Origin of the sequence: Paraburkholderia sp. GAS33, assembly GCF_050436645.1 — a bacterium.
GTDB classification, from domain to species: Bacteria; Pseudomonadota; Gammaproteobacteria; order Burkholderiales; family Burkholderiaceae; genus Paraburkholderia; species Paraburkholderia phenazinium_B.
Genome location: NZ_JBNDMP010000002.1, coordinates 246,225 through 271,984, shown reverse-complemented (window position 1 = coordinate 271,984; position 25,760 = coordinate 246,225). Strand labels below are relative to the sequence as shown.

24 protein-coding genes are annotated in these 25,760 nt (G+C 63.4%); 16 read left to right on the top strand and 8 right to left on the bottom strand.

Features of this window, described 5'->3' with window-relative positions:
- The first annotated feature begins 74 nt into the window (after positions 1 to 74).
- The 5 genes from xylB to P3T24_RS07585 all read left to right on the top strand — a co-directional run bounded on the left by xylB (position 75) and on the right by P3T24_RS07585 (position 6,500).
- Positions 75 to 1,553 (top strand): xylulokinase, encoded by a 1,479-nt coding sequence (gene xylB, locus P3T24_RS07605; RefSeq protein ID WP_429433503.1) that lies wholly within the window; start codon positions 75 to 77, stop codon positions 1,551 to 1,553.
- A 249-nt stretch (positions 1,554 to 1,802) separates the two neighbouring features.
- Positions 1,803 to 2,831, top strand: a complete 1,029-nt coding sequence (gene xylF / locus P3T24_RS07600; RefSeq protein ID WP_429433501.1) for a D-xylose ABC transporter substrate-binding protein — start codon at positions 1,803 to 1,805, stop codon at positions 2,829 to 2,831.
- A gap of 149 nt (positions 2,832 to 2,980) precedes the next feature.
- Positions 2,981 to 4,540 carry a D-xylose ABC transporter ATP-binding protein gene (gene xylG, locus P3T24_RS07595; RefSeq protein ID WP_429404655.1) on the top strand — a complete coding sequence of 520 codons (1,560 nt, stop codon included), beginning with the start codon at positions 2,981 to 2,983 and terminating at the stop codon, positions 4,538 to 4,540.
- Positions 4,537 to 5,736: a sugar ABC transporter permease gene (locus P3T24_RS07590; RefSeq protein WP_429433499.1), complete on the top strand. Its 1,200-nt coding sequence runs from the start codon at positions 4,537 to 4,539 to the stop codon at positions 5,734 to 5,736. Before xylG ends, P3T24_RS07590 begins: the two co-directional genes overlap by 4 nt.
- Before the next feature lie 299 nt (positions 5,737 to 6,035).
- Positions 6,036 to 6,500 (top strand): GNAT family N-acetyltransferase, encoded by a 465-nt coding sequence (locus tag P3T24_RS07585; RefSeq protein ID WP_429433497.1) that lies wholly within the window; start codon positions 6,036 to 6,038, stop codon positions 6,498 to 6,500.
- 87 nt (positions 6,501 to 6,587) lie between these two features.
- Here the strand turns inward: P3T24_RS07585 and P3T24_RS07580 are convergent, their stop codons facing one another.
- Positions 6,588 to 7,484 carry an AraC family transcriptional regulator gene (locus P3T24_RS07580; protein WP_429433495.1) on the bottom strand — a complete coding sequence of 299 codons (897 nt, stop codon included), beginning with the start codon at positions 7,482 to 7,484 and terminating at the stop codon, positions 6,588 to 6,590.
- Positions 7,485 to 7,680: 196 nt separating this feature from the next.
- Between P3T24_RS07580 and P3T24_RS07575 the strand changes: the two genes are divergently transcribed.
- Positions 7,681 to 8,082: a gamma-glutamylcyclotransferase family protein gene (locus P3T24_RS07575; protein WP_074264248.1), complete on the top strand. Its 402-nt coding sequence runs from the start codon at positions 7,681 to 7,683 to the stop codon at positions 8,080 to 8,082.
- 132 nt (positions 8,083 to 8,214) lie between these two features.
- Here the strand turns inward: P3T24_RS07575 and aceB are convergent, their stop codons facing one another.
- Together aceB and P3T24_RS07565 are read right to left on the bottom strand one after the other, a co-directional pair.
- Positions 8,215 to 9,813, bottom strand: a complete 1,599-nt coding sequence (gene aceB / locus P3T24_RS07570) for a malate synthase A (RefSeq protein WP_429433493.1) — start codon at positions 9,811 to 9,813, stop codon at positions 8,215 to 8,217.
- A 122-nt stretch (positions 9,814 to 9,935) separates the two neighbouring features.
- Positions 9,936 to 10,772 (bottom strand): (S)-2-haloacid dehalogenase, encoded by an 837-nt coding sequence (locus P3T24_RS07565; RefSeq protein ID WP_429433491.1) that lies wholly within the window; start codon positions 10,770 to 10,772, stop codon positions 9,936 to 9,938.
- Between the two features lie 176 nt (positions 10,773 to 10,948).
- On the opposite strand from P3T24_RS07565, the gene P3T24_RS07560 reads away from it, so the two are divergent.
- Positions 10,949 to 11,851, top strand: a complete 903-nt coding sequence (locus tag P3T24_RS07560) for a LysR family transcriptional regulator (protein ID WP_429433489.1) — start codon at positions 10,949 to 10,951, stop codon at positions 11,849 to 11,851.
- Positions 11,852 to 12,096: 245 nt separating this feature from the next.
- Positions 12,097 to 12,531 (top strand): universal stress protein, encoded by a 435-nt coding sequence (locus P3T24_RS07555; RefSeq protein WP_074264252.1) that lies wholly within the window; start codon positions 12,097 to 12,099, stop codon positions 12,529 to 12,531.
- A 317-nt stretch (positions 12,532 to 12,848) separates the two neighbouring features.
- On the opposite strand, the gene aceA is transcribed toward P3T24_RS07555, so the two are convergent.
- Positions 12,849 to 14,156, bottom strand: coding sequence for an isocitrate lyase (aceA, locus tag P3T24_RS07550; protein ID WP_429433487.1), 1,308 nt, complete (start codon positions 14,154 to 14,156; stop codon positions 12,849 to 12,851).
- A 395-nt stretch (positions 14,157 to 14,551) separates the two neighbouring features.
- The gene (locus P3T24_RS07545; RefSeq protein WP_429433485.1) at positions 14,552 to 16,177 is read right to left on the bottom strand and encodes a DEAD/DEAH box helicase; all 1,626 of its coding nucleotides are present in this window, start codon (positions 16,175 to 16,177) and stop codon (positions 14,552 to 14,554) included.
- Here P3T24_RS07545 and P3T24_RS07540 point away from each other — a divergent pair.
- On the top strand, positions 16,176 to 16,544 hold the full coding sequence (locus tag P3T24_RS07540; RefSeq protein WP_143787492.1) for a hypothetical protein: 369 nt from the start codon (positions 16,176 to 16,178) through the stop codon (positions 16,542 to 16,544). The genes P3T24_RS07545 and P3T24_RS07540 overlap by 2 nt on opposite strands.
- A gap of 50 nt (positions 16,545 to 16,594) precedes the next feature.
- On the opposite strand, the gene P3T24_RS07535 is transcribed toward P3T24_RS07540, so the two are convergent.
- On the bottom strand, positions 16,595 to 16,864 hold the full coding sequence (locus P3T24_RS07535) for an acyl-CoA-binding protein (RefSeq protein WP_074264255.1): 270 nt from the start codon (positions 16,862 to 16,864) through the stop codon (positions 16,595 to 16,597).
- Between the two features lie 196 nt (positions 16,865 to 17,060).
- Here P3T24_RS07535 and tsaB point away from each other — a divergent pair, with 196 nt between their 5' ends.
- The 4 genes from tsaB to P3T24_RS07515 are packed head-to-tail and all read left to right on the top strand — an operon-like array spanning position 17,061 to position 20,419.
- Entirely contained in the window at positions 17,061 to 17,900 is an 840-nt protein-coding gene (gene tsaB, locus P3T24_RS07530; RefSeq protein WP_429433483.1) for a tRNA (adenosine(37)-N6)-threonylcarbamoyltransferase complex dimerization subunit type 1 TsaB, read from the top strand.
- Entirely contained in the window at positions 17,897 to 18,391 is a 495-nt protein-coding gene (gene rimI, locus P3T24_RS07525) for a ribosomal protein S18-alanine N-acetyltransferase (RefSeq protein WP_074264256.1), read from the top strand. Before tsaB ends, rimI begins: the two co-directional genes overlap by 4 nt.
- Positions 18,378 to 19,412, top strand: coding sequence for a uracil-DNA glycosylase (locus tag P3T24_RS07520; protein ID WP_429433481.1), 1,035 nt, complete (start codon positions 18,378 to 18,380; stop codon positions 19,410 to 19,412). Before rimI ends, P3T24_RS07520 begins: the two co-directional genes overlap by 14 nt.
- Complete coding sequence (locus P3T24_RS07515) at positions 19,409 to 20,419, top strand: DUF1853 family protein (RefSeq protein ID WP_429434280.1); 1,011 nt, start codon at positions 19,409 to 19,411, stop codon at positions 20,417 to 20,419. Before P3T24_RS07520 ends, P3T24_RS07515 begins: the two co-directional genes overlap by 4 nt.
- 42 nt (positions 20,420 to 20,461) lie before the next feature.
- On the opposite strand, the gene thiD is transcribed toward P3T24_RS07515, so the two are convergent.
- Together thiD and lplT are read right to left on the bottom strand one after the other, a co-directional pair.
- Positions 20,462 to 21,268 (bottom strand): bifunctional hydroxymethylpyrimidine kinase/phosphomethylpyrimidine kinase, encoded by an 807-nt coding sequence (gene thiD, locus P3T24_RS07510; protein ID WP_429433479.1) that lies wholly within the window; start codon positions 21,266 to 21,268, stop codon positions 20,462 to 20,464.
- A gap of 15 nt (positions 21,269 to 21,283) precedes the next feature.
- The gene (gene lplT, locus P3T24_RS07505) at positions 21,284 to 22,591 is read right to left on the bottom strand and encodes a lysophospholipid transporter LplT (RefSeq protein ID WP_074264260.1); all 1,308 of its coding nucleotides are present in this window, start codon (positions 22,589 to 22,591) and stop codon (positions 21,284 to 21,286) included.
- Positions 22,592 to 22,809: 218 nt separating this feature from the next.
- On the opposite strand from lplT, the gene alr reads away from it, so the two are divergent.
- The 3 genes from alr (at position 22,810) to P3T24_RS07490 (ending at position 25,670) form a co-directional block, all read left to right on the top strand.
- Positions 22,810 to 23,880: an alanine racemase gene (alr, locus tag P3T24_RS07500; RefSeq protein WP_074264261.1), complete on the top strand. Its 1,071-nt coding sequence runs from the start codon at positions 22,810 to 22,812 to the stop codon at positions 23,878 to 23,880.
- An 8-nt stretch (positions 23,881 to 23,888) separates the two neighbouring features.
- Entirely contained in the window at positions 23,889 to 25,265 is a 1,377-nt protein-coding gene (radA, locus tag P3T24_RS07495; RefSeq protein WP_429433477.1) for a DNA repair protein RadA, read from the top strand.
- Between the two features lie 141 nt (positions 25,266 to 25,406).
- Positions 25,407 to 25,670, top strand: a complete 264-nt coding sequence (locus tag P3T24_RS07490; RefSeq protein ID WP_074264262.1) for a DUF2866 domain-containing protein — start codon at positions 25,407 to 25,409, stop codon at positions 25,668 to 25,670.
- Positions 25,671 to 25,760: the final 90 nt, after the last annotated feature.

Genomic DNA, 25,760 nt, shown 5'->3' with positions numbered 1-25,760 from the left:
AGGACGACTGGCCAGTTTCGCAATCGCGCAGCCGTTGGTGATTGCGCATACTGGCGCAAAACGAGGATGGAGACATGTTCATCGGTATCGACCTCGGCACGTCAGGCGTCAAGGCCGTGCTACTCGACCGCGATGGCCGCGTACGCTGCACGGCGGCGCGCGCGCTGACCGTTAGCCGGCCGCAGCCGCGCTGGTCTGAACAGGATCCGCGCGACTGGTGGAATGCCACCAGGGCGGCGGTTGGCGATCTGCTCGAACAGGCGCGCGCAGCCGGGATTGGCGCAACGCAGATCGAGGCACTGGGTCTGACGGGCCAGATGCACGGCGCAACGCTGCTCGACGCGCAAGGCGACGTATTGCGACCGGCGATTCTATGGAACGACGGACGTTCGGATGCCGAATGCCGCGAACTCGAAACAGCCGTGCCGCAACTTCGAACGGTGGCAGGAAATCTTGCCATGCCAGGGTTCACGGCGCCCAAACTGCTCTGGGTCCGCAAACACGAACCGGAGATTTTTGCCCGCATCGCCAAGGTACTGCTGCCGAAAGACTATCTGCGCTATTGCCTGACCGGCGGCTTCGCCACCGATCCTTCCGATGCTGCAGGTACGCTCTGGCTCGATGTGGCGCAGCGCGACTATAGCGGCGCGTTGCTGTCCTCCTGCGGACTCACGCGTGAGCAGATGCCCGAAGTGTTCGAAGGCAACCGCGTGACGGGCACGCTCAAAGCCGAACTCGCACGCGAATGGGGAATCGGTGAAATTCCCGTGATCGCAGGCGGCGGCGACAACGCGGCCGGTGCCGTGGGCGTGGGTATCGTCAAGCCGAAGCAGGCGATGCTTTCGCTCGGCACATCCGGTGTGTATTTCGCGGTCTCCGACGGCTTCCTCGCCAACCCTGCGTCAGCAGTCCATAGCTTCTGTCATGCCTTGCCGCAGACCTGGCATCTGATGTCGGTGATGCTCAACGCTGCCGGATGCCTCGATTTCACTGCGCAACTGACGGGCTACGCCGATGTGGCCGCACTGCTCGCCGATGCCGAAGCTCAGGCACGCGACCGGCGGCCGTGGTTTCTGCCGTATCTGACCGGCGAGCGCACGCCGCACAACAACGTCAACGCGAAGGGTGTGTTCTATGGCCTCGCGCCGCAGACCAGCCGTGCGGATCTGGCGAACGCCACGCTCGAAGGCGTCGGCTTTGCCTTGCTCGACGGCATGGACGCACTGCACGCTGCCGGTCTCGTACCTGACGACATTTCGGTAATCGGTGGCGGCTCGCGCAGCGCTTACTGGACCCAGATGCTGGCGGATATCTCCGGGCGTCCGCTGACCTTGCGTGCGGGGGGTGAGGTTGGGCCGGCGCTGGGCGCGGCACGGCTTGCGCATCTGGCGCTCGAACCTGGTGCGCCGCTTGAGGCTATCTGCCCGACGCCGGAAATTCTCGCCGTACGTGAACCGGACATGGTGCGTCACGCGTGGTATCGCAATGAACGTCGTCCGACGTTTCATGCGCTGTACCGGGCACTTGAGCCCGTGTTTGCCGCAGACGCGTAGTGCCGAGCGCCTGAGGTTTCATGTCTGATGCCTGGTCGCGGCGAGACGTCGCGCGGTGAGGTGTCGCCCGGTGAAAACGTCGCCCGCGAGGGCGTCGAATAGAAGAGCTTAAAGCAATGCGCAGCCGCAATGGCCGCGCCGGTAAGGGGTACTAAGGGGTAGTCCATCGTTAGTCGTGTATCCGGCCGCGCGGTTCGCCGCGCAGGCCGTTAGCCCGGTGTTGCCGGTTATAAAAGAGAGGAGTGAGACATGAAATTTTCAACGCGTCGTTCCGTTTTGAGTTCACTGGTGTGCGGAGCCGTGCTCGCCAGTTTGTCGCTCGCTGCACCGCTGGCGCATGCAAGCAAGGATCATCCGGAAATCGGTTTCTGTATCGACGACCTGCGCGTCGAACGCTGGTCGCGCGACCGCGATTATTTCGTGGCCGCAGCCGAAAAACTCGGCGCCAAGGTCTCGGTGCAGTCAGCCGATGCGAGTGAAGAGCGGCAGATCTCGCAGATCGAAAACCTGATTTCGCGCGGCGTCGACGTGATCGTGATCGTGCCGTTCAATTCGAAGACGCTCGGCAATGTGGTGGCCGAAGCGAAGAAGGCAGGCATCAAGGTCGTGTCGTACGACCGGCTGATTCTCGATGCCGACATCGACGCCTACATCTCGTTCGACAACGAGAAGGTCGGCGAATTGCAGGCTCAGGGCGTCTACAACGCGCAACCGAAGGGCAATTACTTCATGCTCGGAGGTGCGCCCACGGACAACAACGCCAAGATGCTGCGTGAAGGTCAGATGAAGATCCTCAAGCCTGCTATCGACCGCGGCGATATCAAGGTCGTCGGTCAGCAATGGGTGCCGAAGTGGAGCGCGTCCACGGCCCTGCGCATCATGGAAGATGCGCTGACCGCGAACAACAACAAGATCGATGCCGTGGTGGCGTCGAACGACGGCACGGCGGGCGGTGCGATTCAGGCGCTGGCAGCGCAGCACATGGCTGGCAAGGTGCCGGTATCGGGCCAGGACGCGGACCTCGCAGCCGTCAGGCGTCTGATTGACGGCACGCAGACGATGACCGTCTACAAGCCGCTCAAGCTGATCGCCAGCCAGGCCGCGAACCTCGCCGTGCAACTCGCGAAGGGCGACAAGCCTGCCTACAACGCGCAGTACGACAACGGCAAGAAGAAGGTCGACGCCATCCTGCTGCAGCCGACGCTGTTGACCAAGAGCAATGTGGATGTCGTCATAAAGGATGGCTTCTACACTCAGGCGCAGCTCGCGAGCCAGTAAGCAGGTCGATGAGTGGCCCAATGAATGGGCCAATATGCATGCCAAAAAGCGGCCAATGAGCGGCCCATAAGCGGGACCGCGCGCGATGGCGCCTGTTGCGTGTTGAGCGCAACCGCGTCGTCGCGCGCTTTGCAGCGAGGCAAGAGCGAATGACGCAATCTTTGCTGGCGATGCACGGCATCGTCAAAGCGTTTTCCGGCGTGAAGGCTCTGGACGGTATCGATCTGGCCGTGTCGCCGGGCGAATGCGTCGGCCTGTGCGGCGAGAACGGCGCGGGCAAATCGACGCTGATGAAGGTGCTGTCCGGGGTCTATCCGTACGGCACCTGGGATGGCGAGATCCTCTGGGAAGGGCAGCCGCTGAAGGCCATGAACGTGCGCGACACGGAGCGCGCCGGGATCGTGATCATCCACCAGGAGTTGATGCTGGTGCCGGAGCTCTCGGTGGCGGAGAACATCTTTCTTGGCAATGAGATCACGTTGCCGGGCGGCCGCATGAACTACGCCGCGATGTTCCAGCGCGCCGACGAACTGCTGCGCGAGCTGCATATCGAAGGCATCAATGTGGCGCAGCCGGTGATGAACTACGGCGGCGGCCATCAACAGCTGATCGAGATCGCCAAGGCGCTCAACAAGCGCGCGAAGCTGCTGATTCTCGACGAACCGTCGTCGTCTCTCACCAGTTCGGAAACGCAGATTCTGCTGGACATCGTGCGCGATCTGAAGCGGCGTGGCGTGGCCTGCGTGTATATCTCGCACAAGCTCGACGAAGTGGAAGCCGTCTGCGACACCATTACCGTGATCCGCGATGGCCGGCATGTCGCCACCGAACCGATGCGCGCGCTGACCACCGACCGCATCATCGCGATGATGGTGGGCCGCGAGATTACCAATCTGTTTCCTCGCGAGCCGCGGCCGCTCGGCGACGTGATCTTCGAGGCACGCCACGTGACCTGTTTCGACGTGACCAATCCGCGCCGCAAACGGGTCGACGATGTGTCGTTCACCTTAAGACGCGGCGAGATACTCGGCGTGGCGGGCCTGGTGGGAGCGGGGCGCACGGAGCTGATGCAGGCGATCTTCGGCGCCTATCCCGGCGTGAGCGAGGCAACGGTGCTGCTCGACGGTAAGCCCCTGAAAATACGCGCACCGGCCGATGCGATTCGCGCCGGCATCGGCATGGTGCCCGAGGATCGCAAGCGCCACGGCATCGTGCCGCACCTGAGCGTGGGACACAACATCACGCTGTCGGTGTTGCAGCGCTTTGCCAGGGGCGCGCGAATCGATTCGGCGGCCGAGCTCGATACCATTCATACGGAGATGAAGCGGCTCTCGGTGCGCGCGGCGCATCCGATGCTGTCGATTGCGAGCCTCTCCGGCGGCAACCAGCAGAAGGCCGTGCTCACCCGCATGCTGCTAACCGATCCGAAGGTGCTGATCCTCGACGAGCCGACCCGCGGCGTCGACGTCGGTGCCAAATACGAAATCTACAAACTGATCGTGCAGCTCGCGCACCGCGGCATGTCGATCGTGATGGTGTCGTCGGAGATGCCCGAGGTGCTGGGCATCAGCGATCGCGTGCTGGTGATCGGCGAGGGCGAATTGCGCGGCGATTTCATCAACGACGGCCTCACGCAAGAAGACATTCTCACGGCGGCGATCCGTCCGGTGCAGCGAACCACGAACCCAACCGAAGCGAGCGCAGCATGACTCCCGACGTCACTTCCCAACCTCCCAAAGACGCTGCGGCGAACGCTTCGTTCGGCGGCGCGCAGCGCGTGCAGCAACTGTTCGCACGCTACAAGATTCTCGCGCTGCTGTTCGCCGTGGCAGCCATCTGGATCTTCTTCTCGTTCCTCACCAGCGGCGCGTTCATCACGCCGCGCAATCTGTCGAATCTGCTGCGGCAGATGTCGATCACCGGGATGCTGGCGTGCGGCATGGTGTTCGTCATCATTGCGGGCGAGATCGATTTGTCGGTGGGCTCGCTGCTCGGTCTGCTCGGCGGCGTCGCGGCGATTCTCGACGTCAACCGGCATTGGCCCATCGGCGTCACCGTGCCGGTGGTGATGGTGCTCGGTGTGCTGGTGGGTCTTTTCAACGGCTGGTGGTCGACGTACCGGCGCGTGCCGTCGTTTATCGTGGGCCTCGGCGGCATGCTGGCGTATCGCGGCATTCTGCTCGGCGTGACGGGCGGTTCCACCATCGCACCGGTGTCCGACAGCTTTGTGTTCGTCGGGCAGGGTTATTTGCCGCAGCTTGCGGGCGATACGCTTGCGGTCGTGCTGTTTGCATTGCTGGCGCTCCTGACCGTGCGGCAGCGGCGCAACCGTCAACGCTACCAGTTGCCAGTGGTACCCGTCTGGCAGGACGCGGCGAAGATCGTAGGCGCCGGGGTGATCCTGCTGGCGTTCGTGGCGACGCTCGACCGCTACGGCGGCATTCCCGTGCCGGTGCTGTTGCTGCTGGCGTTGCTCGGCATCTTTACGTGGATCGCCACGCAAACCGTGTTCGGCCGGCGCATTTATGCGGTCGGTTCGAACCTGGAAGCGACGCGGCTATCAGGCGTGAACACGAACCGGGTGAAGCTGGCGATTTTCGCGCTGATGGGGCTGATGTGCGCGTTCGGCGGCATCGTCAATACGGCGCGCCTGGCGGCGGGCTCGCCCTCGGCGGGATCGATGGGTGAGCTCGATGCGATTGCGGCGTGTTTTATCGGCGGTACGTCGATGCGTGGCGGCTCCGGGACGGTGTACGGGGCCTTGATCGGCGCGCTGGTGATGGCGAGTCTCGATAACGGCATGTCCATGCTCGACGTGGATGCCTATTGGCAGATGATCGTCAAAGGCAGCATCCTCGTGCTGGCGGTGTGGATCGATGTGGTGTCGGGATCGAACCGGCGGTGATACGCGCTTGAAGCATAGCGAGTGCGGGTAGCATGATGCGCTGCAACGGATTGTCGAACGGCACGCGCCGGGCGTCTGCATGGCGTGCCGCGCGAACGCCCGTGATACGCCTGTAAGCATAACGTCAACTTCCGCACCTGCCGCTCACGCAATCGCTGCGCCTCAAGCGGTCTCAATGGCCTTCCATGATGGCTTTTTGCGTCATTTCGCCGGTCTTCCCCGTTCTCGGGACAAACAGCCATTGCCAGCGCGCGCGGCGTGTTTTACCTTTGTGCGGATCATCATTTGCCCGCCGCGTCATGTTCGTCCCTACTGAAGCTCCGTTGCCGTTCCAGTTGCGCAAGGCCAGCATGGACGACTTCGCGTTCGCCGAAGCGCTGACGCGCAACAACATGGGTGGTTACTACAAACGGCACCACCTCGTCTGGCGCAGCGATCTGTTTCTTGGAAGCTGGCGCGAGTCGGAAAACTACATTCTCGAAATGGACGGTCACGCAGCCGGCGTGCTGCGCATCACGGAGGAGGGCGACTCGCTGCATATCCGTGACGTGCAGATCGCCGATGGCTACCGGCGCCGCGGCGCGGGCACCTATATGCTGGAGATCTCGCATCAGTGGGCGCGTGAGCGCGGTTTGCGCGAGCTGCAACTGCGGGTGTTCGTCGACAATCCCGCTGCGCGGCTTTATCTGCGCATGGGTTACAAGCTTGCCGGGCCGCGCCTGGCGCAACTGGGCGCGATTCGCCACCTGGCGCGGCGCGTGTAGCGGGCGGCGTTGCCGCGCGCGCCGGTTGGGGTACCGCTCAAAGTCCCGCTTGCCTGGTTTTGTAGCAAGTCGTTTATTCAGCGCCAGTCAACGGTCGAACTCCGGCGCATCCGCCACCTGCGCACCATCCGGCAAGTCATCCTCACTGGCTTCTGCACCGCGCTCGCTCTCGACGCGTTCCGCACCCCGCTCCATGAACGCGCGTGGACTCCTGCCGAACGCGCGCCGGAACATCGCCGAAAACGCGCTCTGGCTCTGATAACCCAGCTCCTGCGCGACGTGCGCAAGTGGCCTGCCTTGGCTCAACAACGGAATCGCGCGGGCGAGCAGCGCCTGCTGACGCCACTGCGAAAAGCTGACGCCCAGCTCCTGACGAAACAGCCGCGCAATCGTGCGGGTACTCGCGCCGACACTCGCGGCCCACTGTTCGAGCGAATCCGTATTGGCGGGGTTGGCAATCACCGCTTCGCACAGCGCGCGCAAGCGCTTTTCGTTGGGCATCGGCACAGACAGCGGCAGCGGCTCGGAGCGGGTCAGCTCGTCGAGCGCCAGCGCTCCGAGCACCTGTTCGCGGGTCGCCGAGAGGCCGGGTTCATCGAGCGCGGCGATGACCTCGCGCAGCAGATTCGATACTTCGACGACGCGGCATGCGTCGAGTCCCGGCGGCGCCGCGTGTTCGTCGATATACAGCGTCCGCAAGAACGCCTCCTCGACGATCACCACCTCGTGCGTCACGTGTGGCGGCATCCAGATCGCGCGCGACGGCGGCACCATCCACGTGGTGCCCTGCGTGCCGACGCGCAGCACGCCGCGCGATGCATACGCAACCTGGGCCCAGGCATGGGTGTGACGGGCGATGTGCACGCCGGCTGCCATGGGCCGTGAGCGCACGCGGATCGGATGGGTGCGGGTCGGCGCGAACTCCGGCGGAATATCGGAGAACTCGATCTGAGTCGAAAGCGGGAGAGCGTCTGATGCATTCATGACGGCGACACCGGGCGGAACCCGGAACGGTTTGTTGGCTCCCATTGTAGGGCGTTGCGCGGCAAGACTCTTAAGCGGTGATTTTTTCGCGGACCGCTGGCGATGATGGCGCAGGCATAATGCATCCGATCCGTTTCGCCGGGCGAGAAGAGGCATCAGTGGCCCCGGCTTAATTCAAGCGAGAGGATTCCCTACGATGCAGAAGGTTTTCGTGTACGGCACCTTGCGGGCCGGCGAGATCAACGACATCAGCCAGGCCGCTGCCCGGCACGACATTGCTGAACCCACGCTGCTCGGTACGGCCACGGTGCGCGGCCGTCTGTTCGACTTCGGCGCCTACCCCGGGCTCGTGCCCAGCGAGGCGGGTTCGCCCGTGCATGGCGATGTCTATGAAATCGATCCGGATCTGGTCGCCGTGCTCGATGAAATCGAGGAGATTTATCCGGGTGTCGAAGGCCTGTTTCTGGCCCGTGAGGTGACGGTCGACGTGGACGGCGTACCGCTTGCCTGCCGCTTCTACCCGGTCACGGAACGAGCGGTGGAGGGCTTGCCCGAGATTCGTTCGGGCGACTGGGTTGCGTATCGCCGCTCGCGTTAGAATGCTCGCACGAGTCGCACTCGCCGCCATAAAAAAACGGCCCGGCAAGCCTGAGCCTGCTGGGCCGTCCGGTCGGTCAGCCTTGCGAACCGCGCTGCTGCATTGGGCAGCAGCGCGGCATGGAAACGTACTTCAGATCTCTTCGTACAGCGGCAGCGTCAGGAAGTCGGTGAACTGCTCCGAGGTCGACATCTCCTCGAAGATTTCCGCCGCGCGGTCATACGGTTGCGTATCGCCACCCACCGCCTGCTTCACCTTCCCCAGTTCCTGCTTCGACAGTTCGCGCACCAGTTCTGCGGTGACCTTGCGGCCGTCGTCGAGCGCGCCCTTCGGCGAGCGAATCCATTGCCACACCTGCGAGCGCGAAATCTCCGCGGTTGCGGCGTCTTCCATCAGGTTGTGGATCGGCACGCAGCCATTGCCCGCGAGCCACGAACCAAGGTAGTGAATCCCCACGTTGATGTTGTTGCGCAGACCCGCTTCGGTGATCGGCGCTTCCGGTCGGAAGTCGGTCAGATCTTTCCCGCTCACTTCGACATCGGTGTGTTGCTTGCCGATCTGGTTCGGCTGGTCGCCCAATACCTTGACGAACTCTTCCATCGCGATCGGCACGAGACCCGGGTGCGCGACCCAGCCGCCGTCGTAACCGTCGCCGGCATCGCGCGCCTTGTCCGAGCGCACACCGCCCATGGCCTTGTCGTTTGCGGCCGGATCGTTCTTGATCGGAATCAGCGCGCTCATGCCGCCGATGGCCGGCGCATTGCGACGATGGCACGTCTTCAGCAACAACAGCGCGTAGGCACGCATGAACGGCGACGTCATGGTGATCTGCGAGCGGTCGGCGAGGCAGAAATCGCGGTCGCTCTTGAACTTCTTGATGGCTGAAAATATGTAGTCCCAACGGCCGGCGTTCAGCCCCGAGCTGTGTTCGCGCAGTTCGTACAGAATCTCGTCCATTTCGAACGCGGCGAGGATCGTTTCGATCAGCACCGTTGCGCGGATCGTGCCACGCGGCACGCCGACCGCTTCCTGTGCAGCAACGAAGATCTCGTTCCACAGACGCGCTTCGAGATGGCTCTCCATCTTCGGCAGATAGAAGTAAGGCCCTGAGCCGCGTGCGACCAGTTCCTTCGCGTTGTGGAACAGGAACAGTGCGAAATCGAAAATGCCGCCGGAGACGCGCTGACCGTCGACCTTCACATGCTTCTCGTCGAGGTGCCAGCCGCGCGGACGCACGATCAGCGTCGCAACCTTGTCGTTGAGCTTGTACGACTTGCCGTTCTGTTCGAGCGAGATGGTCCGGCGCACCGCGTCCTTCAGATTGATGTGGCCGATGATCTGGTTGTCCCAGCTCGGTGCGTTCGAATCTTCGAAGTCGGTCATGTACGAATCCGCGCCGGAATTCAGCGCGTTGATGATCATCTTGCGCTCGACCGGCCCGGTGATTTCCACGCGGCGGCATTGCAGGTCCTGCGGCAGCGGCGCGATCTTCCAGTCGCCTTCGCGGATGCTCTTCGTCTCAGCGAGGAAGTCGGGACGCTCGCCGGCATCGAGCCGTTTCGTGCGGTCGACGCGCGCTTTCAGCAGCGCCTGGCGACGCGGCTCGAACGTGCGATGCAGCGCGGCGACGAGTTCGAGCGCGTCGCGGGTGAGGATCGCTTCATAGCCGGGCTTGATCTCGCCGGTAATTTCCATGCCCTGCGGCAACTGCGATGAAAGCGGGTTCGCCATGTTTTCTCCTTGGTCGGTCAGATTGCAAAACTGCAAATTTTCAAATGCGGTTAAACAGCGATTGAGATGCGCGAGGTTGGGTGGAACTGCGTTGCAGGCATCCGGTACGGTTGCGGTTGCCGTCATGCGCCAGGGCTGTGGCGCGTGCGGCTGCGGCTCTCGTCGGGTGCTGTGAGGGTGTGCAAAAAAGCGAGCAGGTCGTTCATGCTCCCACCCGTGCCATGGGGCGTGACGCCTAGCTCTTCAGCGGGGACGCCTTGCCGGTTGAGCCAGAACGTGGTGTAGCCGAACCAGTTCGCGCCGGCCGCGTCCCAGCCGTTCGACGAGACGAACACGATCTCGCCCGGCTCGACGCCGAATGCCTGCGTGCCGAGTGTGTAGGCGGCGGGTGCTGGCTTGTAGGCGCGGACCGTGTCGACTGAAAGGACGTGATCGAACAGTCCGCTCATGCCGGCGCTCTTGACGGCGATGTCGAGCATCTGCGGATTGCCGTTGGACAGAATGGCCAGGCCGAGCGCGGCTGACTGAGATTGAGTGCCCGGAGTGCCTTGAACGTCTGCAACTGCTTGTGGCGCCTTTGCCGCTTCGGCATGCCGCTCGCGCGGCTCACGCAACCGGCGCAGCGCGGGCACTGCATCCGGGAACGCCGACAGGCACGCGTATTCATCCATCAGACGCTTTTCCGCCGAGCGATTGAGCGTGAGGCCGAGCTTGTGCGCGGCGAAGCGCAGCGCATCGCGCGTGATGTTCCAGAATGGTTGATAGCGTGCGCCGGTGGGATCGGCAAGCGTGCGCAACTGGCTGTATTCGATCTGCTTTTGCCGCCATAGCTGCGAGAGCGCATCGCCGTGGCCGGGGAACATTTGCTCCGCCGCAGCGACGACCGAATGCACGTCGAACAGCGTGCCGTAGGCGTCGAAAATGACTGCTTTAGGGGAGAGTGTCGTTGTGGCCGACATTGCCGTGCGCTCCAATTCGAGGTCAAACTGATTGTATTAGTGATACTCCACGCTTAAAAAGAGGCTAAACATCACTTGATCTTTTACTTTCACCCACCTAATCTGAATCCCGTTCCTACTTTCGGTGCGAACGCCGGGGCTCTTGCCCGCATCCGGCGTCCCGCTTCAGCGACTTCATGGACCGTTTCAAGCAGATCGAGACTTTTGTCACCGTCGCGGCCAAGGGTAGCCTGTCGGCGGCGGCGCAGGCCGAAGGCGTGGCGCCTGCCATCATCGGCCGCCGCATCGATGCGCTCGAAGAGCGGCTGGGCGTGAAACTGCTGGTGCGCACTACGCGCAAGATCACGCTGACCTTCGAGGGCTCGGCGTTCCTCGAAGACTGCCAGCGAGTCATCAACGATATGCAGAGCGCCGAGGCGAGCGTCTCGGCGGGCGGCGTGAAGGCGAGTGGCCACCTGCGCGTATCGGCGCCGGCCGGCTTCGGGCGGCGCCATGTCGCGCCGCTGGTGCCGGCATTTACCGTGGCACATCCCGACGTCTCGATCACACTCGATCTGTCCGACCGGCTGGTGGATCTGGTCAACGAGGGCTTCGATTGCGCAGTGCGGCTGGGGGAATTGCCGGATTCGTCGCTGGTGTCGCTGCGGCTCGGTGAAAACCGCCGCGTCTGCGTGGCGTCGCCGGACTATCTGACGCGCCGCGGCGCGCCGCAAAGCCTCGCCGACCTGGTCCATCACAACTGTCTTGCACTCGGCGCCAGCGCTAACCAGCAGCGCGGCTGGGTGTTCCAGCAGGGCGACAAGGTCGTCTCGATCAAGGTGTCCGGCACGATGGAATGCTCCGACGGCGCGGTGCTGCACGAGTGGTGTCTCGAGGGTAATGGGCTGGCGTGGCGTTCGTGGTGGGAAGTGGGCACCGATATCGCGGCCGGCCGGCTCGTCAGCGTACTCGATGAGTTCGCCGCACCGCCCATCGGTATTCATGCCGTTTTTCCGCAGCGCCGCCATCTGCCGTTGCGGGTGCGGCTGTTCCTGGACTTTCTTAAACATACCTACGGTCATCCCGGTTATTGGGGGTGAGGGCGCGGCCGCCATAGTCCGGATTGAGGCGCCGCGCGGGTTTCCGATATGCGGACAGACCCGCAAGCGGGCGTCGTGTCGACTCAGGCGCACTACAATCGATTGGGGCGGCGCGTTTTCCGTTTCGTAAGGTTCGGGTTCGGCCCGGCTTTCGCTGTCCTGAAGACCTGCTTTGCGCTGGCCGATGCGATGCAATACATTGCCGCCGCTTTGCAGGTCCAGCCGCAGTCGACGACGGAGGCACCATGTTCAGACACATCCTGGTTCCGACGGATGGTTCAGACTTGTCACGAAAAGCGATCGAAGGCGCAATCGATCTCGCTCAGGCGATCGGCGCGGATGTCACCGCGTATGCCTGCTTGCCGCAATATCCCTACTCGCCGTTCTCCGAAGTGGTAATCGAGCCGCCCGGCGATTTCCTGGAGCGCAGCGAGCGCGAAGCGCGCGTGCATCTGCGGGAGGTCGAATGGGCTGGGCGCAACGTTGGGGTGATCGTCAGAAGCCTCACCAGCGTGCATCCGGCGCCGTATCTCGGCATCATCGAGGCGGCCGAAAAGGGTGGTTGCGACGTGATCTTCATGGCCTCGCATGGACGCCGTGGACTCGGCAGCCTGTTGATCGGCAGCGAGACGCAGCGGGTGCTCACGCATACGAAGATTCCGGTGATCGTGTATCGGTGAACGAACGCGGCCTGGAAAAAACGCGCCGGCGGGATGAAGCCGGCGCGCTGCCTGCGGCACATCATAGTTAGCTGTGCCATCTACTTTTCTCTCAGATTCCGCGGTCCGCCCGGGCCCGTCTGGAGACCTTGTGGGTCTCGCTTGCAGGCCTTCTCCGGCTTGACTGTCTCCTCCCTGATTGCGGTCCTCTGGCGGGACCACTTTTCGGTCTGTCTGCCTGCCTGTCGATTCGCCTGGGCTTTTACTTTCAAGCCCCCGTTTCAAGTTGTTAGCCGGCACAGACCTGGTTTGAACCATGGTTTGTGCCGACCAACGCCTTACGCCACCTTCTTGTCGAAAAACTGTTCGTCTTCCGTCGAGCCATGCAGCGCAGTCGTCGAGGCCTCGCGTTCGACCGTTTGCGTCACGGCGTCGAAGTAGCCCGTGCCCACTTCGCGCTGGTGCTTGACCGCGGTGAAGCCCTTTTCGGCCGCTGCGAATTCCGCCTGCTGCATTTCGACGAACGCGGTCATCTGGTTGCGGGCATAACCGTGCGCGAGATTGAACATCGAGTAGTTGAGCGCGTGGAAGCCAGCCAGCGTGATGAACTGGAACTTGTAGCCCATCGCACCGAGTTCCTTCTGGAACCTGGCGATCGTCGCGTCATCGAGGTTCTTCTTCCAGTTGAACGACGGCGAGCAGTTGTACGCGAGCATCTTGCCCGGGAATTCCTTGTGGATGGCCTCGGCGAATTTCTTCGCGAATGCGAGGTCAGGCTTGCCGGTTTCGCACCAGATCATGTCGGCGTACGGCGCGTATGCGAGGCCGCGCGAGATGGCCTGTTCGATGCCCGGGCGCGTGCGGTAGAAGCCTTCGACGGTGCGCTCGCCGGTCAGGAACGGCTTGTCGTTGTCGTCGATGTCCGAGGTGACCAGGTCAGCGGCTTCCGCGTCGGTGCGGGCCAGCAGGACGGTCGGCGTGCCGGAGACGTCCGCGGCCAGACGCGCCGCGGTCAGCTTGGCGATGTTTTCGCGGGTCGGCACGAGCACCTTGCCGCCCATGTGGCCGCACTTCTTCACCGAGGCGAGCTGGTCTTCGAAGTGCACGCCAGCAGCGCCCGCTTCGATCATGGCCTTCATCAGTTCGAATGCGTTCAGCACGCCGCCGAAACCGGCTTCAGCGTCGGCCACGATCGGCGCGAAGAAGTCGACATAGCTTTCGTCGCCGGGGTTCTTGCCTTCGGACCACTGGATCTGGTCGGCGCGCGTCAGTGTGTTGTTGATGCGCTTGACCACGAGCGGCACCGAGTTGGCCGGATACAGCGACTGGTCCGGGTACATTTCGCCGGCGACGTTGGCATCGCCCGCCACCTGCCAGCCCGACAGATAGATCGCCTTGAGGCCGGCCTTCACCTGCTGCATGGCCTGGTTGCCGGTCAGGGCACCGAGCGAGTTCACGAACGGCTCGTTGTTGACGCTTTCCCACAGTTTTTCCGCGCCACGCCTGGCGAGCGTGTGCTCAACCGGCACCGAGCCACGCAGGCGCACCACGTCATCTGCGCTATAGGTGCGTTTGATGCCCTTCCAGCGCGGATCGGTTTCCCATTGCTGCTGGAGTTGCTGTGCTTGCTGTTGGCGTGACGTCATGGTTTGCTCCTTGGATTGCCTGGATAGTGGATCGGTGAACTCTTTCTTCTCGAAGCGCTGTGCCGTGAAGGCGTTTCGTTTCGTGAAGTCTTGTATAAGAGTCTAGGCAAATCGAAGTGCGCGCAATAGACGCATGTCACGTGTTATGTGAGATTTTTAATTGTTTAAAATCAATTGCTTATTAAACTTGTTTCGCATTGAGAAACGTGATTTTCCCTGCTGCAATAGCCTCGTTGTGCCACGCAGCACGATTTTTTACGAGGCAAAAAAATTTTCCACATCGTGAAATTTTGCGTACGACCAAAATCCGGACGAAAAAAAACCGGTGCACGAGCACCGGTTTCGTCTGGGTTGAGGGCGGCGCATGGCCGTCCATCGCCCATTTAACTACTTATTCAGCTGCCACGGCGCGCCGTACGCGGACCGTCGCTGCGGCGTGCGCCGTAGCCACCATCACGCGAACCGCCGAAGCCTTCGCGCGAACCGCCGCCGGCCGACTTGCCGGCCCAGCCGCCGCCATTGCCGCCACCGTTGCCGGTGCGGGCGCCGCCGCCATTACCGGCCGGCTTGCCAGCACCGCTGCCGCTGCCGAAGCGACGGCCACCGCCGTTGCCACCGCCCGGACGGCCACGGCCGCCAAAGCCAGGACGGCCATTGCCCGACGGAGCCGACTTGCGCGGCTCGAAGCCTTCGACGACGTTGACCGCCAGCGGCGTACGCACGAAACGCTCGATGCGCTTCAACGCGCCTTGTTCCGCGTGATGCACGAGGCTCACGGCGATACCCGAGCGGCCAGCACGGCCGGTACGGCCGATACGGTGCACGTAGTCTTCAGCAAACTTCGGCAGGTCGTAGTTGAACACGTGCGTGATGCCGGGGATGTCGATACCGCGAGCTGCGACGTCAGTTGCGACCAGCACGCGCACACGACGCTCGCGCAGGGCTTTGATCGTGCGGTTACGTGCGCCTTGCGGCAGATCGCCGTGCAGTGCAGCCGATTCGAAGCCAGCGTCGGCAAGACGGCCAGCCAGTTGGTCGGCGTCCATCTTGGTTGCCGTGAAAACGATAGCCTGGTCGAGGCCGGAGTCGCGCAGCAGATGGTCGAGCAGACGGTCCTTGTGATCGCGGTCGTCGACGTAGTGAACGGTTTGCGCGATGTTGGTGCGCTGCTCCATACGCTGGACGATCTCGATACGCTCCGGGTCCTTCAGCAGACGGCCGGTCAGCGAAGTGATCTTGCCGTCGAGCGTGGCCGAGAACAGCATGGTCTGGCGCGAAGCCGGCGTAGCGGCAACGATCGTTTCGATGTCTTCGATGAAGCCCATGTCGAGCATGCGGTCAGCTTCGTCGAGCACAAGGATCTGCAGTTGCGACAGATCGATACGGCCGCGTTCCAGGTGGTCGATCAGACGGCCCGGCGTAGCAACCAGAATTTCCGGGTTCTTCGCAAGCAGCATCAGCTGCTGGCCATAAGCGACGCCACCGAGAATGCTGACGGTGCGCAGGCGCTTCAGGTGCTTGCCATACGTGGCAGCGGCGGTGGTGACCTGCATTGCGAGTTCGCGGGTCGGCGTCAGAACGAGCATGGTCGGACGGGCAACCGGCTGCGGGCGGCGCGTGCGGGCGCCGTCAGCGGGACGCGGTTCACGCGGCTGGCTGGCTTGCGCCTTTTGCAGTTGCGAGAAACGCTCGATGGCGGGCAGCATGAACGCGGCGGTCTTGCCCGAGCCGGTCGGGCTCGAGACCATCAGATCGCGGCCGGCGATGCCAGCGGGGATCGCGCGTTGCTGAACCGGGGTCGGGGTTTGGTAGCCAGCGGCGGTCAATGCGGAGACGACGTCCGGGGACAGACCGAGCGACGCGAACGACGGGCCGGCCGGTGCCGCGGTTTCGGCTGCGACGGCTTCCGGCGCTGCAGCAACGGCTGCGGCTTGTACGGGTGCTGCGTCACTGGCGGCGAGACCGAGGGCTTGGTCGGCGATGGCGTTCAACGGGCTGCTGGGGGTATTGCTCGAAGTCATGAGAATCCTTGAAACGATCCTGGGTGATGCACGGAATAAATACGTCGGCGCCAATCGGCATACCCAAGTCGTCGGATTCAGCGAGCAAAGAAGCAGCGAGCAAATCGAAAAACGGGGGCAGCTCGCGACAATGAAGGCGAGCTTTTCGTTAGAAGCTGTATCGGTTGCGACATGCCAACACGGCGTGCCGCCAGCCTGGTACATGATCGCCCGTAGGGGGCTAGGCAGGAGGGGACAGGTTCTAAACTGGATTGGAGCAAAACGCTACGAGGCGCTGCGCCGCAAAGGCCGCTGGAGAAAGCCGGGCAAAGCAGTGAAGCGCAGGCAGGATTGTAACGGCTTTTGCTGCACTGCGCCACATGTTTAAGACATTTCCGTGAAGGAAAGCGGCGGTTCTACCTAAACTGGCGGCCGCTCTCAGGCCGAGGCGCCGCTTTTCAGCGATTCGACCAGTTCGACGTACTGCTGCTTGGCGGTGTCCTGTGCCGTGCCTTTCAGCGCGGCCCATGCGTCGTACTTGTATTTGCCGACGATATCGGTGAAGCCCGGCTTGTCGCCCTGCACATCGCCCTTGGTGGCCTGCTTGTAGAGCGCGTACAGGCGCAGCAGCGTCAGGTTGCCCGGACGTTCCGGCAGTTGTTGCACTTCTTCGTGGGCTTTCGCGAATTGCGCGTCGACGTCGCTCATGTGTTTCTCCGTGGCAAATTCAAGATGGGCCGACGATCATAACAAGCGACCTCGCCCGGTGCATCGAACGAAGCTCGAACGATTACTCCAAACGGCGTGGCGAGCGGGGCGCTTCGCGCAGCCTATGCGCCGTTCTGCGCTGCTGCGTGCACGCTGCCTGTCCGGCAACTGGGGGCGTCGCATTACAATAGCGGTCATGACCCGAACTGTGCTGCTTGCCCTCGATACGTCGACCGAATTCTGCTCGGTCGCGCTTCTGTCCGCCGCCGTCGACGCGGCGGGCGCCTCCGCCTCCGAACCGCGCACGTGGGTGCGTCATGAGGCGACCGGTGCGGTGTCCAGCACGCGCCTGTTGCCCGCAATCCGCGAACTGTTCGACGAAGCCGGCCTCAAGCTCGCTGATTGCGACGCGATTGCCTTCGGGGCGGGGCCTGGATCGTTCACGGGCCTGCGGACCGCGACCGGTGTTGCTCAGGGGCTCGCTTTCGGCCTGGATTGCCCGGTGGTGCCAATCGGTACGCTGCTCGCCTGCGCCGAGAGCGCGCGTTTGCGCGATCCGTCCGTCAAGCGGGTGCTGGCGGCGCTCGACGCCCGCATGGACGAGGTGTATTGGGCCGATTACGCATGGGATGACGCACAAGGCGAATGGCGCACCGTCCAGCCGGCGTCACTTGATGCGCCGGACCGCCTGAGCTTGCCCGATGAGCCGTTTACGCTGGCGGGTAACGCTGCTGCAGCGTTCGGCGCGCGCCTTGTGGCCACAACCGTTGCGCAGGTGATCGACGGTGAAGCGCTGCCCCATGCCTTGCCGCTCGCATTCGCGGCGCTGCGCGCGCTGCGCGCAGGCCGTACGGTTCCTGCAGAGCTCGCCGCGCCCGAGTATGTGCGAAACAAGGTTGCGCAGACTACGGCAGAACGGATGGCGGATAAGGCTGAGAAAGCGGCGAAGGCGGAACATGCGGCGCCTCAGGTAGCGAATCAATCAGCCAACCAGGCATCTCCACACCCAACATCGCAAGGCGAGGGCGGACGATGAGCGGCGTGTTGCTGGCGGACCGCTACATGTCGCCAATGACCGAAGGCGATCTCGACGAGGTCGCTATCATCGAAAAAGCGGCGTACGAATTTCCATGGAGCCGCGGCAATTTTGAAGATTCGCTGCGCAACGGCTATTTCGGCGTGTGCCTGCGTCATGTCACGGGTAGCCTGATCGGCTACTGCGTGCTGATGCCGGTGGTCGACGAGATGCATCTGCTGAATCTGTGCGTGGCGCCCGCCGCGCAAGGTGTGGGCGCGGGCCTGTCGCTGCTGCGCGAAGCGGTGCGTATCACGCGCAACGAAAAACTTGACGGGCTGCTGCTCGAAGTGCGGCCTTCGAACCACCGGGCTATCCGGCTCTATGAACGCTTCGGCTTCGCTTCGATCGGCCGTCGCAAGAACTATTATCCGGCGCGGCATCGCAGCCGGGAGGATGCCATCGTGATGCGTTTTTCTTTTGTCAGGGAGGGCGCAGATGGCGCTGCATGAATCCGCTTTGGAAGAGTTCGGCCTTGCACCGATGTGGGTGCGTCGCGGAATGGGGCAGGCGAGTGACGGCGAGGCTGCGTCGGCGGCCGCGGCACCTGAAACTGCAGTTGCAGCGCCTGCTGCAGACGTCGGTAATGTGCCGCAAAGCCTCAGACAGGAGACCGAGCCTGCCGAACGTGTCGAAGCTGATCAGCGTTCTTCGGTGCGCCAGGACGACCTGCCGCCGCGAGCGCCCGAACGCGGCACGCCCGCCGCGACACCGCGTGCACCCGCTGCGCGTCCCGAACAGACTGTACATACCGCCCGCTCCGACGCTGCCTCACCGTCCGCCCCGCCTGACGACGATTTCGCCTGGTTCGACGACCTGCCGACCCAGCCGCCGTCCGGGGCGCCCCTGGTACCCGCCGAGGCGCGCGCGAAGCCGTCGTCGGTCGACTCCCTCGACTGGGATGCGCTCGCCGAACGCGTGGCTGGCTGCCAGCAATGCCGCTTGTGCGAGAAGCGCACCAACACGGTATTTGGCGTCGGCGATCGCAACGCCGACTGGATGCTGATCGGCGAAGCGCCAGGCGAAAACGAGGATCGTCAGGGCGAGCCGTTCGTCGGCCAGGCCGGCAAGCTGCTCGACAACATGCTGCGTTCGCTGACGCTCGCGCGTGACACTAACGTCTACATCGCCAACGTGATCAAATGCCGGCCGCCCGGCAACCGCAATCCCGAGCCGGACGAGGTCATGCGTTGCGAGCCGTATCTGCAGCGTCAGGTCGCGCTCGTCAAGCCGAAGCTGATCGTTGCGCTCGGCCGTTTCGCAGCACAGAGTCTTCTGAGGACCGATGCGAGTATTTCGTCGCTGCGCGGCCGCGTGCATACCTATGAGGGCGTGCCGGTCATCGTGAGCTATCACCCGGCCTATCTGCTGCGCAGCCTGGCCGACAAGTCGAAGGCGTGGGCCGATCTGTGTCTCGCCCGCGACACGTGGCTCAAGGCGGCCGAAACGACTGCCAGAACAACGGCCGACTGATGAACGGGATCCGGCCGGCAGCGCTTCCGGCCGCTGCGCCTGCGGCGCAATGGGATGCGCTGTGCCAGCCGGTTGTGCGCGATCTCGCCTGGCTACTGTTCAGCGCGGATCTGTTGCGCGCGCAACCACCAGTGGGGATGCTCGCCAGCGCCTTCGAAACCTCCGGCGAGCTCGCTGCCACAATCGCCTGGTTGCACGCTCTCGATGCCGATCCGACCGGGTTGCAACGCGACATCGCAGCGGCCCGCCTCACCCGTCTTGGCCGTTACGCGGAGTGTCTGCTCGCATGGTTCCTGCAGCATGGCCCCACCGCGCGTCTCATCGCGGCGAACGTACCTCTGCGGCGCGCGGGTCTGACCTTGGGTGAATGTGACTTTCTGGTGCAGACGCAAGCGGGTCGGCGTCTGCACTGGGAACTGGCCGTCAAGTGCTATCTGCACGCAGGAGACTCGCGCGCGCAACTGGCGGACTATGTCGGCCCGAATCTGCAGGACCGCTTCGATCTGAAACTGAGCCACCTGCTCGATCATCAGTTGCCGCTCAGCGCGCGCGTCGAGTTCGCCTCACTGGGGCACGTGGGTCCGTGGGAACCGCAGATGTTTATCAAGGGCTGGCTGTTCTACCCGCTAGGGCAATGGCAATGGCAACGGCACGAGCGGGACGAGCCGGCCGGCGAGCCCGCGGAAATCGATCCGGCCCACGCACGTGGCTGGTGGACGACGCGCACGGACTGGCCGGCTTTCGCGGCCGGCCATGCGCAGGCGTGGCGGGTTTTGCCGCGGCTGGAGTGGCTCGCGCCGCGCAGGCATGAGCCGGGGGCGGCGGAAGCGGAAGGCATTGCATTTGTCGATGCACTCGCCCTGAACGAGCGCGTGGCGCATCAAAACGGGCCGACCATGGTCGCGGCCTTCTGGATCGACGACGCGGGCCGTTGGGTCGAGCGCTCCCGTGGTTTTATCGTGCCGGACGACTGGCCGCGGAAAGCGCAGGCATTCGCGCGGCAGTGAACCTCAGCGGGTGCCGCTCGCAGCGACACCGGCCGGCTCAACTCACCACCAGCGATAAAAATGATGCACCGGCCCGACGCCACGGCCGACGTCGAGTTGATCGCTAGCCTCAAGCGCGCCGGTCAGATACGCTTTCGCATCCGCTACAGCAGCCGCGAGGTCGTCGCGCTGCGGGATCAGCGCCGCAATCGCCGATGACAGCGTGCAGCCGGTCCCATGCGTGTTTGTCACCGGCACGCGCCGCGCGCCGAGGCGCAGCGTGCCCGACTCCTGCACGAGCCAGTCGGGGCTGTCGGCCGCCGCGAGATGGCCGCCTTTCATCAGCACTGCGCGGGCGCCGAGCGCCCGCAACGCTTCGCCTTGTTCGATCATGCCTGCTTCGTCGATGGCAGCGGTAAGGCCCAGTAAGGCAGCCGCTTCCGGCAGATTCGGCGTCAGCAGGTCGGCGAGCGGCAGCAACTCGTCGCGCACCACGGCAACCGCGTCGGGTAACAGCAGCGCGTGATTGCTCTTGGAGATCATCACGGTATCGAGCACGACGTGCTTCGGCCGATGCCGCCGTAGCGCCTCGGCGACAGCCCGCGCCACCTGGGCGTTCGCTAGCATGCCGATCTTCACCGCGTCGATGCGGATATCGTCGAAGACCGCGTCGAGTTGCGCCGTGACGAATGCCGGCTCGGGCGTATGAATCGCCGTCACGCCGCGTGTGTTTTGCGCGGTCAGCGCGGTAATCACGCTCGCGCCGTAGGCGCCGAGCGCCGAAAAGGCTTTGAGGTCGGCCTGAATGCCGGCGCCGCCGCCGGAGTCGGAGCCGGCGATCGTCAGGACGTTGGGAATCCGTTGAGTCATGAAAGTGCTGCTGCGTCAGTGTTTCACTTCGCCGATCAGCGCGACCGAGTCGAACGCGCGCTGGTTCGCCTGGTGGCGCCGCATCACGAACCACATCATCACGCACACGAAGGTGCCGAACAGCACGATAACCGCCGACACCGGCACGTCGAGCCACACCAGCACCGCGTACAGGCACAGCATCACGAGCACCGAGAGGTTTTCGTTGAAGTTTTGCACAGCGATAGAGTGACCCGCGGAAAGCAGCACGTGGCCGCGATGCTGCAACAGCGCATTCATCGGTACCACGAAAAATCCTGACAGGCCGCCAACGATCATCAGGAAAATATACGCAAGGATCAGATAGCCCGACACGTGCATATGGCCGAAGTAAAAGCCCCAATGAGCGGGAAACAGGTTGCGCGTATAGAAGGCCATCATCATCACCGCGATGCCCATCGCGATGCCGACCGGCAATACCGAAAGGGACTTCTTGAGCGGCACGCGCGAGGCCGCGAAGATCGCGCCCGCTGCCACGCCGACGGCCACGACCGCCTGCAGGATCGCGCCTTCGGACAACGACATGCCGAGCGACACTTCGGCCCACTTCAGCACGATGAACTGCAGCGTCGCGCCGGCACCCCAGAACAGCGTGGTGACCGCGAGCGAGATCTGTCCCAGCTTGTCGTGCCAGAGAATCAGGAAGCAGTCCGCAAAATCGGTGACGAGCTTGACTGGGCCTCGCTCCTGTTTCGGATAGCGGGCACCGGTGTCGGGAATGCGCAGATTGAAGAGTGCGGCGACCACGTAGATCGCCATGATCACCAGCATGGCCGCTTCGGCTGGCGTGTCGACGGTCGGAATGTGGTGCTTGAGAATGTGCGAGGCGATATGCGGGCTGATCAACGCACCGCCTAATACGGTGCCAAGAATGATCGAACCGACCGTAGTGCCTTCGATCCAGCCGTTGGCGGCGACGAGGCGGTCAGGCGGCAGCAGTTCGGTGAGGATGCCGTATTTGGCGGGCGAGTAGGCCGCTGCCCCAAAGCCGACGATCCCGTACGCAATCAATGGATGCGCGCCGATCAGCATCGTGAAGCAGCCGACCACCTTGATGGTATTGGTGACGAACATGACACGCCCTTTCGGACGCGAATCGGCGAAGGCGCCGACGAAGGCAGCGAGGACGACGTACGACAGCACAAAGAACAACTTGAGCAGCGGCGTCATCCAGTTTGGGGCGTGAAGATCTTTCAGCAGTGCAATTGCAGCGATCAGAAGCGCATTGTCGGCCAGCGACGAAAAAAACTGCGCGGCCATGATGGTGTAAAAACCTTTTTTCATCTGATGCGATGCTGTCCTCGCTGCGGTCTGTCCGCCCCGGCCGTGTGCAAGGCGTCCGGGCTTATGCCGTTCGAAATGGGTTGTGCGCACGGCTTTATATCACGAAAATAGCTGGATTCGGACTAGCAGAATCCTTGATCGCACCGCCCAGCGGGCTCCTGAGCGCTGAAAACGCACTGTAAGCTCCTGATTCGCAAGCGTCTTTACGAAAACATCCCATGCCGCGCCCCCTCTCAGCCACGATTCACACCGCAGCGCTCGCCAATAACCTCGCCGTCGTCCGTCGTTATGCCCCAAATTCAAAAATCTGGGCCGTCGTCAAAGCCAATGCGTACGGACATGGCCTCGCAAGAGCCTTTCCCGGTTTACGCGCAACGGACGGCTTTGGATTGCTCGACCTCGAAGAAGCCGTGAAGTTGCGTGAATTGGGCTGGGCCGGGCCAATTCTTTTGCTCGAAGGCTTTTTTCGCCCCACCGACATTGATGTGATCGATCGTTACAGCCTCAGCACGGCGCTGCATTCGGACGAACAGTTGCGCATGCTGGAAATGGCGCGCCTGTCTAAACCCGTCAATATCCAGCTGAAAATGAATAGCGGCATGAATCGCCTCGGCTATACGCCGGAGCGGTTCCGGGCGGCGTGGGAGAGGGCGCGTGCGTGTCAGGGAGTGGGTCAGATTACGCTGATGACGCATTTCTCGGACGCTGACAGCGACCGCGGCGTTGCCCATCAGATGGACACGTTCGAGCGCGGCGCGCAGGGCATCGCGGGGGCACGCAGCCTCGCCAATTCGGCGGCCACGCTATGGCACCCGTCGTCGCATTTCGACTGGGTGCGCCCGGGCATCATTCTGTACGGTGCTTCACCGTCGGGCTTCACCGCTGCGATCGAGGGTACGGGGCTGCAACCCGCCATGACGCTCGCCTCGGAGCTGATCGCGGTGCAGAACGTCGCCGAGGGCCAGACCGTCGGTTATGGCTCGATTTTCAAGGCGCGCAGCCCGATGCGCATCGGCGTGGTGGCATGCGGTTATGCGGACGGCTATCCGCGAGTTGCGCCGGATGGCACGCCGGTGATCGTCGATGGGATACGGACACGGGTCGTCGGCCGGGTGTCGATGGATATGCTGACCGTCGACCTGACGCCGTGCCCGACGGCCGGTGTCGGTTCGCGCGTCGAGTTGTGGGGCAACGCACTGCCGATCGACGACGTCGCCAAGGCGTGCGGCACCATTGGCTACGAGCTGATGTGTGCGGTGGCGCCGCGCGTGCCGGTGCGAGCGGAATAGGCGGGCGCGTGGCTAAACCGAAGACGATGTACACCTGCACCGAATGTGGCGGGCAGGCGCCCAAGTGGCAGGGTCAGTGCCCGGCATGTCATGCATGGAATACGCTGGTGGAGACGGTGGCCGAGTCGCCGTCCGCGCACCGTTTCCAGTCGCTCGCCAAAAGTGCCCCAGTGCAGCGCCTCGCGGATATCGAGGCGTCGGACGTGCCGCGCTTTTCGACCGGCGTCAGCGAATTCGATCGCGTGCTGGGCGGCGGCCTGGTGCCGGGCGGGGTGGTGCTGATCGGTGGCGATCCGGGAATCGGCAAATCGACCTTGTTGCTGCAGTCGCTCGGGGAAATCGCCCACGAGCGGCGCGCGCTTTATATCAGCGGCGAAGAATCGGCTGCGCAGATTGCGTTGCGGGCGCAACGGCTTTCGCTGCTCGATCCCGGCTCCAAGGCCAGTGAACTCAGACTGCTCGCCGAGATCCAGCTCGAAAAAATCCAGGCGACCATCGAAAGCGAACGGCCCGACGTCGCCGTGATCGATTCGATCCAGACGGTCTACTCCGAGGCGCTCACGTCGGCACCAGGCTCGGTCGCGCAGGTGCGCGAATGCGCGGCGCAATTGACGCGGATTGCCAAACAATCCGGCACCGCGATCATCATGGTCGGCCACGTGACCAAGGAAGGCAATCTGGCGGGCCCGCGGGTGCTCGAGCATATCGTCGACACCGTGCTGTATTTCGAAGGCGACACGCATTCGTCGTTCCGCCTCGTGCGCGCGTTCAAGAACCGCTTCGGCGCAGTCAACGAACTCGGTGTGTTCGCCATGACCGAGCGCGGACTGCGCGGCGTGGCAAATCCGTCGGCGCTGTTTCTGTCGCAGCACGAGCAGGTTGTGCCGGGCTCGTGCGTGCTGGTCACGCAGGAAGGCTCGCGGCCGCTGCTCGTCGAAGTGCAGGCGCTGGTGGATGCGGCCAATGTGCCGAATCCACGCCGCCTCGCGGTGGGGCTGGAACAGAACCGTCTGGCGATGCTGCTGGCGGTGCTGCATCGGCACGCCGGGATTGCCTGCTTCGATCAGGACGTCTTTCTGAACGCCGTGGGCGGCGTCAAGATCACCGAGCCGGCAGCCGATCTCGCGGTGCTGCTGGCAATCCACTCGTCGATGCGTAACAAACCGCTACCCAAGGGTTTGATCGTGTTCGGCGAAGTGGGGCTCGCCGGAGAGATCCGGCCCTCGCCGCGCGGCCAGGACCGCCTCAAGGAAGCGGCCAAGCTGGGCTTCTCGATCGCGTTGATTCCTAAGGCGAATGCGCCGAAACAGCCGATCGACGGCTTACAGGTTATTGCGGTAGACCGGCTCGAACAGGCTATCGACCGTATCAGAACGCTAGAGTAGGCGTCGTTTGCGGAGCATTTTTGCAGCAGGCGCCGCGTAATGCTCCGTAAATAACCGCGTATTGGATGTAACCCACGCAACACTCGTATTCCCTAAGCTGGTCAGGTCTGCCATCCCTCTTGAGCGGAAAAGGATCGCGCCTTGAAACAGTCTCACGAAACAGTGCCCGAGCGTCCCATGCAAGTCCGCGGTTGCCGCGTGTCTGCGCCCATCCGCCAGCCTTGGGGTGGCGCGTGCCGGATCGTCGAGTGGATCGACACCACGGGCCAGATTTCGCGCCGCGTCGTGGCTGAAAACGTCACTGCGGATGAAGTGCGTGCCACCATCGACCGTCACGTCGAGGGACGGAAATACATGTTGTACGACGACGAACGGGCGCCACGTCAGACTTTGCCGCGGCGTTAGATGCGGCGGGGCGGGGGCTGCAGGCTGGAGCTAGGTGCTGCCTGGGCTGGACCTGTGCCTGCGCCTGAGGCCTGCGATCTGATTCGCCCT

Excerpts from the sequence above, each read along its gene's own strand:
- xylB (WP_429433503.1), top strand. The coding sequence starts at position 75 with ATGTTCATCGGTATCGACCTCGGCACGTCAGGCGTCAAGGCCGTGCTA.
- xylF (WP_429433501.1), top strand. The coding sequence starts at position 1,803 with ATGAAATTTTCAACGCGTCGTTCCGTTTTGAGTTCACTGGTGTGCGGA.
- xylG (WP_429404655.1), top strand. The coding sequence starts at position 2,981 with ATGACGCAATCTTTGCTGGCGATGCACGGCATCGTCAAAGCGTTTTCC.
- P3T24_RS07590 (WP_429433499.1), top strand. The coding sequence starts at position 4,537 with ATGACTCCCGACGTCACTTCCCAACCTCCCAAAGACGCTGCGGCGAAC.
- P3T24_RS07585 (WP_429433497.1), top strand. The coding sequence starts at position 6,036 with ATGTTCGTCCCTACTGAAGCTCCGTTGCCGTTCCAGTTGCGCAAGGCC.
- P3T24_RS07580 (WP_429433495.1), bottom strand. The coding sequence starts at position 7,484 with ATGAATGCATCAGACGCTCTCCCGCTTTCGACTCAGATCGAGTTCTCC.
- P3T24_RS07575 (WP_074264248.1), top strand. The coding sequence starts at position 7,681 with ATGCAGAAGGTTTTCGTGTACGGCACCTTGCGGGCCGGCGAGATCAAC.
- aceB (WP_429433493.1), bottom strand. The coding sequence starts at position 9,813 with ATGGCGAACCCGCTTTCATCGCAGTTGCCGCAGGGCATGGAAATTACC.
- P3T24_RS07565 (WP_429433491.1), bottom strand. The coding sequence starts at position 10,772 with ATGTCGGCCACAACGACACTCTCCCCTAAAGCAGTCATTTTCGACGCC.
- P3T24_RS07560 (WP_429433489.1), top strand. The coding sequence starts at position 10,949 with ATGGACCGTTTCAAGCAGATCGAGACTTTTGTCACCGTCGCGGCCAAG.
- P3T24_RS07555 (WP_074264252.1), top strand. The coding sequence starts at position 12,097 with ATGTTCAGACACATCCTGGTTCCGACGGATGGTTCAGACTTGTCACGA.
- aceA (WP_429433487.1), bottom strand. The coding sequence starts at position 14,156 with ATGACGTCACGCCAACAGCAAGCACAGCAACTCCAGCAGCAATGGGAA.
- P3T24_RS07540 (WP_143787492.1), top strand. The coding sequence starts at position 16,176 with ATGAGAATCCTTGAAACGATCCTGGGTGATGCACGGAATAAATACGTC.
- P3T24_RS07545 (WP_429433485.1), bottom strand. The coding sequence starts at position 16,177 with ATGACTTCGAGCAATACCCCCAGCAGCCCGTTGAACGCCATCGCCGAC.
- P3T24_RS07535 (WP_074264255.1), bottom strand. The coding sequence starts at position 16,864 with ATGAGCGACGTCGACGCGCAATTCGCGAAAGCCCACGAAGAAGTGCAA.
- tsaB (WP_429433483.1), top strand. The coding sequence starts at position 17,061 with ATGACCCGAACTGTGCTGCTTGCCCTCGATACGTCGACCGAATTCTGC.
- rimI (WP_074264256.1), top strand. The coding sequence starts at position 17,897 with ATGAGCGGCGTGTTGCTGGCGGACCGCTACATGTCGCCAATGACCGAA.
- P3T24_RS07520 (WP_429433481.1), top strand. The coding sequence starts at position 18,378 with ATGGCGCTGCATGAATCCGCTTTGGAAGAGTTCGGCCTTGCACCGATG.
- thiD (WP_429433479.1), bottom strand. The coding sequence starts at position 21,268 with ATGACTCAACGGATTCCCAACGTCCTGACGATCGCCGGCTCCGACTCC.
- lplT (WP_074264260.1), bottom strand. The coding sequence starts at position 22,591 with ATGAAAAAAGGTTTTTACACCATCATGGCCGCGCAGTTTTTTTCGTCG.
- alr (WP_074264261.1), top strand. The coding sequence starts at position 22,810 with ATGCCGCGCCCCCTCTCAGCCACGATTCACACCGCAGCGCTCGCCAAT.